The 7,857-nt window shown below is 67.4% G+C and carries 8 protein-coding genes; 5 read left to right on the top strand and 3 right to left on the bottom strand.

What is annotated here, in order from left to right:
• The first annotated feature begins 5 nt into the window (after window positions 1–5).
• Complete coding sequence (locus ACAM49_RS36790) at window positions 6–566, top strand: hypothetical protein (protein WP_369640148.1); 561 nt, start codon at window positions 6–8, stop codon at window positions 564–566.
• Window positions 567–594: 28 nt separating this feature from the next.
• Here the strand turns inward: ACAM49_RS36790 and ACAM49_RS36785 are convergent, their stop codons facing one another.
• Together ACAM49_RS36785 and ACAM49_RS36780 are read right to left on the bottom strand one after the other, a co-directional pair.
• Window positions 595–1,464 carry a polysaccharide deacetylase family protein gene (locus tag ACAM49_RS36785; RefSeq protein WP_369640146.1) on the bottom strand — a complete coding sequence of 290 codons (870 nt, stop codon included), beginning with the start codon at window positions 1,462–1,464 and terminating at the stop codon, window positions 595–597.
• A gap of 50 nt (window positions 1,465–1,514) precedes the next feature.
• Complete coding sequence (locus tag ACAM49_RS36780; protein WP_369640147.1) at window positions 1,515–1,682, bottom strand: DUF1272 domain-containing protein; 168 nt, start codon at window positions 1,680–1,682, stop codon at window positions 1,515–1,517.
• Window positions 1,683–1,825: 143 nt separating this feature from the next.
• Here ACAM49_RS36780 and ACAM49_RS36775 point away from each other — a divergent pair, with 143 nt between their 5' ends.
• A complete protein-coding gene (locus tag ACAM49_RS36775) occupies window positions 1,826–2,620 on the top strand; it encodes an RDD family protein (RefSeq protein WP_369640145.1) in 795 nt (264 codons plus the stop codon).
• 64 nt (window positions 2,621–2,684) lie between these two features.
• On the opposite strand, the gene ACAM49_RS36770 is transcribed toward ACAM49_RS36775, so the two are convergent.
• The gene (locus tag ACAM49_RS36770) at window positions 2,685–3,824 is read right to left on the bottom strand and encodes a citrate synthase 2 (RefSeq protein WP_369640144.1); all 1,140 of its coding nucleotides are present in this window, start codon (window positions 3,822–3,824) and stop codon (window positions 2,685–2,687) included.
• A gap of 101 nt (window positions 3,825–3,925) precedes the next feature.
• On the opposite strand from ACAM49_RS36770, the gene pdxH reads away from it, so the two are divergent.
• The 3 genes from pdxH (at window position 3,926) to ACAM49_RS36755 (ending at window position 7,540) form a co-directional block, all read left to right on the top strand.
• A complete protein-coding gene (gene pdxH, locus ACAM49_RS36765) occupies window positions 3,926–4,651 on the top strand; it encodes a pyridoxamine 5'-phosphate oxidase (protein ID WP_369640143.1) in 726 nt (241 codons plus the stop codon).
• Window positions 4,652–4,756: 105 nt separating this feature from the next.
• A complete protein-coding gene (locus ACAM49_RS36760; protein ID WP_369640142.1) occupies window positions 4,757–6,040 on the top strand; it encodes an MFS transporter in 1,284 nt (427 codons plus the stop codon).
• Window positions 6,041–6,226: 186 nt separating this feature from the next.
• Window positions 6,227–7,540: a citrate synthase gene (locus tag ACAM49_RS36755; RefSeq protein WP_369640141.1), complete on the top strand. Its 1,314-nt coding sequence runs from the start codon at window positions 6,227–6,229 to the stop codon at window positions 7,538–7,540.
• Window positions 7,541–7,857 lie beyond the last annotated feature (317 nt).

Here is a 7,857-nt window from a genome sequence, read left to right as displayed (position 1 = left end):
CCGATATTCGTACTCGCGCGGAGAAGCGGGTTGATGCGCGGGCGGCGGCAGAGCGGCGGGCGGCGACGCGCGGCGCGGAGGTGGCGGGGCCGGGGCTCGAGTTCTGGGTGCGGGTCCAGCTCGAGGGTCGGCATGCGTACGAGACGCGGGTTCGGCAGCGCGTCAGTGTCGCTGATCAGGAGTGGATGCAGCCGGGGGATATCGTCTGCTGCCGGGTCGATCCGGGGGATCACGACCGGGTGGTGCTGTATCTGCCCGCGCCGGAGGAGACTTCGCGCACCAATATCGCCAAGATCCTGGCCGACGGGCGGCGCGCCCGCGCCACCGTGCTGGCCGCCACCCCCGTGGCCGCCGACTACACCGGGCGCGACGATCCGGTGCTGCGGCTGGACCTGGAACTGCACGCGTGGGACGAGCCCGGACCGTGGCGGGTCCGCGTGGTGCAGCCGGTTCCGTTGTCCGCCATGGAGTTGGTGGACCTGGGCCGTCACCTCGAGGTCGCCTTCTTCACCGTCGACCGCGGCGAATCAGTGGCCGTGGATTGGGCCGCGTCGCGGGAGTCGTGACCCCAAAGGCCGTCGCTTACCCCGAAAGTCAGGGCAGGTGGACGAATTGGAAGCCGTTGGCCTTGAGGGCGGGGAGGGCTGCCAACATGCCGGGGCCGGTACCGGATTTGGGGCGGTGCATGTGGGCCAGGGAGATGCCGCCGGATTTGGCCGCGCCCATGGCGTTCTGGACCTGGGTGGCGGAGGCGGTGGCGCCGAAATCGGCGTTGAGGGAGTAGCCGACCGGGGTCTCGCCGAGCTCCTTGACGATGGCGACGGCCACATCGTCGTAATGCGCGGTGCCCGCGCGGAAGAAGCGCGGCGCGTGCCCGGTGAGGGCGGCGATGCGCTGGTGGTTGCCCCATACCTCGTCCACGGCGGCCTGCGCCGAGACGGTGCCCTTGATCTCGTAGGCGGCGCGGCCGGTCACCGAGAGCGGGCAGTGCGCGGTGCCGTGATTGGCGATCTCGAACAGCGGATTGCCCGCCAGCTGGGTGGCGCGGGCCGGATTGGCGTCGATCCAGCGCTTGTTCAGGAACAGGGTGGCCGGGATCTGCTGGGCCTGCAGGAAGGCCAGCAGGTTCTCGTCGATGTCATTGTTGCCGGGCCCGCCGCAGGCGTCGAAGGTGACCGCGAACTGCTTTCCGGTGGCATTGAATCCGGTGATGATGCCGTCCAGATCGGTGCCCCAGCCCTGCGGCTGGCGACCGGCGTACTTGGCGGCGACGGCGTCGGGATTGGCGGTATTGATCGGCAGCTTGGCGGGCGCGGTGCCCGGATCGACGCCGGCCCGCGGCGGCTCCAGGATGCGGTCGGACGAATTGCCGTTCGCCACACCGCATCCGGCGGTGGCGAAGCTCGCGGCGAGCGCCGCGCCCGCGGCGAAGAGGCCGCGCCTGGACAGTCCTGCGTCGAGCACCGGAGCAGGCTATGTGAATTCCCTCTCAGGTGCCAGGACCCGAATCAGCGTTATTTCAATCGTCGCGGTCTGGCAACCAGTTCGCCACCGCAGTTGGGGCAGACGTAATCCATTGTTCGACCGCAGGATTCACAGAACGAGCACTCGTAGGAGCAGATGAGCGCCGGGCCGTCGGCGGGCAATTCGGCAACCTCACAGCGCTCACAGCGTGTCCGCATCTCCAACGCCATCCCGGCCTCCTCATCTCACATGCCTTCGGCCCCGATCGACCGATGTGATCGATTTCCAGTTCATCCCGGAGGCCGGATTGCTCCAGACTGTAGCCTGCCCGACCGAATCAACCCTTTTGCAAGGAATCGCATTGACATACCCGAACAACCCGTACCCGCAGCAGCAGCCGGGGTACGGCTACCCGCCCGCCGACCAGCCCGCCCCGGGCTACGGCGCACCCCAGCCCGGATACGGCGCACCGCAGCCGCCCGCGTACGGCGCGCCCCAGCCCGGCTACGGCGCACCCCAACCGGCCTACGGCGCACCGCAACCCGCCTACGGCCAGCCCGCCTATGACGCCCAGTCGCCCTACGGCGCGCCGCAGCAGCCCGCCTACGGCGCACCCCAACCCGCTTACGGCGCACCGCAACCCGGTTTCGGCGCACCGCAACCCGGCTACGCTCCGTTCGGGGGATACGGGGCGCAGTACGCGAGCTGGGGCCAGCGAGCGGGTGGTTATCTCATCGACGCCCTGATCACCATCGTGCCCGCCTGGATCCTGAATTTCCTCGGCGGCACGGTCGGCACCTCGAAGGCGAGCTGCACCGTCACCTCCGGCTACCACACCGTCTGCAGCGGTGGCGGATACAACGCGCTGGGCTGGATCTGCCTGCTGCTCGCCATCGTGTTCTCGTTCGGTGGCTCGCTGTTCCTCGCGTACATGGAGGGCACCTCGGGTCAGACTCCGGGACGGAAGGTGGTGGGTATCAAGCTGATTCGCGAGGCCACCGGCCAGCCGATCGGTTTCGGGCTGGCCTTCGGCCGCCGCCTGCTGCACATCATCGATGCGCTGCCCTGCTACCTCGGCTTCCTGTGGCCCGCCTGGGATGACAAGAAGCAGACCTTCGCCGACAAGGCCGTGGGCACCATCGTCGTGAAGGTGTAGTTCCGCGTTTCGAACGACAGTGGCCCGCAGTGAGTCTCACTGCGGGCCACTGCTTTCGGTCGATCTACTTGTGCGACACCAGATCCCAGCCCGGCACCGTCTCCGGCAGGCGCGGCGCCGGCCCGGTGTAGATGGCGGCCGGGCGGACCAGCTTGCCCAGCTTCTTCTGCTCCAGGATGTGCGCACACCAGCCGGCGGTGCGGCCGCAGGTGAACATGGCGGGCATCATGTGCGCCGGAACCTCGGCGAAGTCCAGGATCACGGCGGCCCAGAACTCGACATTGGTCTCGATGGCGCGGTCGGGGCGACGCTCGCGCAGCTCGGCCAGCGCGGCCTGCTCCAGCGCGGCGGCGACCTCGTAGCGCGGGGCGTCCAGGCGCTTGGCGGTCTCGCGCAGCACCTTGGCGCGCGGGTCCTGGGCGCGGTAGACGCGGTGGCCGAAGCCCATCAGCTTCTCCTTGCGGTCCAGGATGCCCTTGACCAGAGCCCGTGCGTCGCCGGTCTTCTCGACCGCTTCGATCATGGGCAGCACGCGGGCCGGGGCGCCGCCGTGCAGCGGGCCGGACATGGCGCCGATGGCGCCGGACAGCGAGGCCGCCACGTCGGCGCCGGTGGAGGCGATGACGCGGGCGGTGAAGGTGGAGGCGTTCATGCCGTGCTCGGCGGCGGACACCCAGTAGGCGTCGATGGCCTCGATGTGGCGCGGGTCCGGGTCACCCTTCCAGCGGGTCATGAACCGCTCGGTAATGGTGTGGCACTCGTCGATCTTCTTCTGCGGCACGGCCGGCTGGTAGATGCCGCGCGCCGACTGGGCGACGTAGGACAGCGCCATGACCGAGGCGCGCGCGAGGTTCTCGCGGGCGGTGTCGTCGTCGATGTCCAGCAGCGGCTGGTAACCCCAGATCGGGGCCAGCATGGCCAGGCCCGCCTGCACGTCCACGCGCACATCGCCGGTGTGGATGGGCAGCGGGAACGGCTCGGCGGGCGGTAGGCCGCGGCCGAATTCGCCGTCCACCAACAGGGCCCACACATCACCGAAGGTGACCCGATTGCCGACCAGGTCCTCGATGTCGACGCCGCGGTACCGGAGCGCACCGCCGTCCTTGTCGGGTTCGGCGATATCGGTGGTGAAGGCCACCACGCCTTCGAGACCGCTCACGAAGCCGTCGGGGACGACATTGGGTACCGCAGCGCTGGCAGTCATGTTGTGACTCTCCTTGCAAATCGGGCCGCCCGATCGATGGGCGGCCACGCCGATCAAACTGGAGCTTAACGCGCGCATTACCCCGGAGTAACGTCTGGCCCATGGTTGACCAGGAGAAATTCGCCACTACATCCGTCGATCTCGCGGCGTTGCGCGTCGAGTACGGGGTCGATCAGGGCGACAACCATCCGGGCCGTGAAACCGACCTCGACGAGACCTGGCTGGCCGACGGCTGGGAGCCCTTGCTGCGCAATTGGATCGAACACGCCACCAGCGCGGGCCTCACCGACGCCAACGCCATGGTGCTGAGCACGGTCGAGATCACCGAGACCGGTCCGAAGCCGTCCTCGCGAACCGTCCTGTGCAAGGGGCTTTCTCCCGAGGGTGTGACTTTTTACACGAATTACGAATCCTTCAAGGGCCGCCAGCTCACCCAAACCCCCTACGCCTCGGCCACTTTCGTGTGGACCCCACTGGGACGGCAGGTGACCGTCCGCGGCCCGGTGCACCGCGTTTCCACCGAGGTGACCGAGGTCTACTGGCAGTCCCGGCCGCGCGGCTCGCGCCTCGGCGCCTGGGCCTCGGAGCAGTCCCGCCCCATCGCCTCCCGCGCCGACCTCGACCGGCAGATGGAGGCGACGACCGCCCGCTTCGCCGACGTGGACGAGGTCCCGCTGCCCCCGTTCTGGGGCGGCTTCCAGGTCCAGCCCGAGACCGTCGAGTTCTGGCAGGGCCGCCGCAGCCGCATGCACAACCGCATCAAGGTCACCCTCGAACCGGGCAACACCGACGTGGCCGCCATGAAAGTCGAACGCCTGCAACCCTGATCGATCTTCCGTCCCGAAAGAGTTGGATATCTCACGTTCAAATGGTGGGATGATCGGTCCAAAAAGCGTAGCCAGGTGCTGTTTCGCCTGGCTAATGTTGTGTCGGTGAAACTGCTCGCCGACATAACTCCATTGCGGAATCCCGACTATCGCCGGTTGTGGACCACCGGGATCGTCACCGTCATCGGCGCGCAGCTGTCCGTCGTAGCTGTCCCCAAGCAGCTCTACGACATCACCCATTCCTCTTCCTATGTCGGCCTGGCCGGACTCTTCGGCCTCATCCCCCTGATCGTCTTCGGCCTGTGGGGCGGCGCGCTCGCCGACGCCATGGACCGCCGCAAGATGCTGCTGATCACCAGCGCCGGCACCGGTCTCACCGCCCTCGCCTTCTGGGCGCAGGCCGCCGCCGGGCTGAACAATGTCTGGCTGGTGCTGGTCCTGTTCGCGGCCCAGCAGGCGTTCTTCGCAATGAACCAGCCCGCCCGCAGCGCCATCTACCCGCGTCTGCTGCCGCCCGAGCAACTCCCCGCGGCCAACTCGCTGTCCATGACCGTCATGCAGTTCGGCGCGATCGCCGGACCGGTGCTGGCGGGCATGCTGATTCCGCTCGCGGGCCTGTCCACCCTGTATCTCCTGGACGCCATCGCCCTGCTGGCCACCCTGTGGGCCACCTGGAAGCTGCCCCCGATCCCGCCGCACGGCGAGACCGGCCGGGCCGGCCTGCGCGAAGTGTTCGACGGCTTCGCCTATCTCGCGACCCAGAAGATCCTGCTGGCCTCGTTCGCGGTCGATGTGGTGGCCATGGTGTTCGGCATGCCGCGCGCCCTGTTCCCGCAGATCGCGCAGGACAGTTTCGGCGACTCCGCTTCCGGCGGAACGGCTTTGGGCCTGCTCTTCGCCGCCATGTCGGTGGGCGCGGTGCTCGGCGGGGTGTTCTCCGGCTGGCTGTCGCGGGTGCGTCGGCAGGGCCTGGCCGTGGTGGTCTGCATCGTGCTGTGGGGCGCGGGCATGATCGGCTTCGGGCTGGCAGTGGGCCTGGTCGGGCACGGGTTGTCAATGACCCTCGCGCTCTGGATCGCGCTGGCCTGCCTGGCATTCGGCGGCGCGGTGGACATGTTCTCGGCGGCGCTGCGCACCACCATGCTGCAGTCGGTGGCGACCGACGAGATGCGCGGTCGGCTGCAGGGCGTGTTCATCGTGGTCGTGGCGGGTGGACCGCGCATCGGTGATGTTGCGCACGGTTTCGCGGCGGCGGCCGTGGGTACCGCTGTAGCGGCGGCGGGTGGCGGTGTGCTGGTCGTGATCGGCATGATGATCGCGGCCGTGACCTTCCCGGCCTTCGTGCGCTACCGGGTGGCGCATGCGCATTCGGAAGTGCAGGTCGCCTGATATTTCCGATGTTCGCGCGTCTAGCACATGATCGCCGCTGTCCTCACACGCAAATAGGGTGACCGTGAGGTAATAAGAGACACCCTCATTAGTCGGGCGTCTTGGACAGCGGCTAGCGTTGACTCAAGCGCATCGCGCGCCGACCGCGCCGATGCCTACGGTTACAAGCCTGAGAGGGATCCTTCCGTGCCCGCTGAGAACATCATCAACGTCGACGACGACGCCAAGCCGGTACTGCAATACCCGGGCGGCGAGTACCCGATGACCGTCGCCAAGGCCGTCGAGGGCAATGACGGGATCGACCTGGGCAAGCTGCTGGCCAGCACCGGGTACGTCACCTACGACCCCGGTTTCATGAACACCGCTTCGACGAAGTCCGCCATCACCTACATCGACGGTGAGGCGGGCATCCTGCGCTACCGCGGGATTCCGATCGAGCAACTGGCCGGCAAGTCGACCTTCATCGAGGTCAGCTACCTGCTCATCTACGGTGAGCTGCCGACCCAGGCCCAGCTCGACGATTTCACCGATCGCATCCGCCGCCACACCCTGCTGCACGAGGACCTGAAGCGGTTCTTCGACGGCTTCCCGCGCAACGCGCACCCGATGCCGGTGCTGTCCTCCGCGGTCAACGCGCTCTCGGCCTACTACCAGGACTCGCTGGATCCGCGCGATCCCGAGCAGGTCGAACTGTCCACCATCCGACTACTGGCCAAGCTGCCGACCATCGCGGCCTACGCGTACAAGAAGTCGGTCGGCCAGCCGTTCCTGTACCCGGACAACTCGCTGTCGCTGGTGGAGAACTTCCTGCGGATGACCTTCGGCTTCCCGGCCGAGCCCTACGAGGTCGACCCGGAGATCGCCGCGGCGCTGGACATGCTGCTCATCCTGCACGCCGATCACGAGCAGAACTGCTCGACTTCGACCGTGCGCCTGGTGGGTTCGTCCGACGCCAACCTGTTCACCTCCGTCTCCGGCGGCATCAACGCGCTGTGGGGCCCGCTGCACGGCGGCGCCAACCAGGCGGTGCTGGAGATGCTGGACGAGATCAAGGCCTCCGGCGGCGACGTCAAGGAGTTCGTCCGCAAGGTCAAGAACAAGGAAGACGGCGTGAAGCTCATGGGCTTCGGGCACCGCGTCTACCGCAACTACGACCCGCGCGCGACCCTGGTCAAGCAGGTCGCGGACAATATCCTGGCCAAGATCGGCGGCGACGACCAGCTGCTCGACATCGCCAAGGCCCTCGAAGAGGCGGCCCTGACCGATGACTACTTCATCGAGCGTCGCCTGTACCCGAACGTCGACTTCTACACCGGCGTCATCTACCGGGCCATGGGCTTCCCGACCCGCATGTTCACCGTGCTCTTCGCCATGGGCCGGCTGCCGGGCTGGATCGCCCACTGGCGCGAAATGCACCGCGAGCCTTTGAAGATCGGCCGCCCGCGCCAGATCTACACCGGCTACGGCGAGCGCGACTACATCGAGATCAACGGTCGCTGATCGTCTTTCGGACCACCCCGCCGCAACGCATCGTTGCGGCGGGGTTTTTCGTTTACAAGGACTTGTTAAGGATCTTGCTGGGGCCGGGCGGCAATCTTGTTCCCGTAAGCGAGAAACGATCTCGCTGATACCGAAACAGTATGTGCCACAGGCAGATACGAACAATCGAGGGGAACATCATGCTGGGACTGCTGAGCGCCGGATCGTCCATCGCCGCCAATGCCACCCCCGCCATCTGGAACATCCTCGGCATCGTCGGGACCCTGACGCACCCGTAATCGAGTCCGGGGGACCCGGGGGGGGGGGAATCCGATCTC

Source organism: Nocardia sp. JMUB6875 (genome assembly GCF_041154655.1).
GTDB lineage: Bacteria > Actinomycetota > Actinomycetes > Mycobacteriales > Mycobacteriaceae > Nocardia.
The sequence above is the reverse complement of the archived record's forward strand: the minus strand, read 5'-3'. Positions and strand labels throughout refer to the sequence as shown.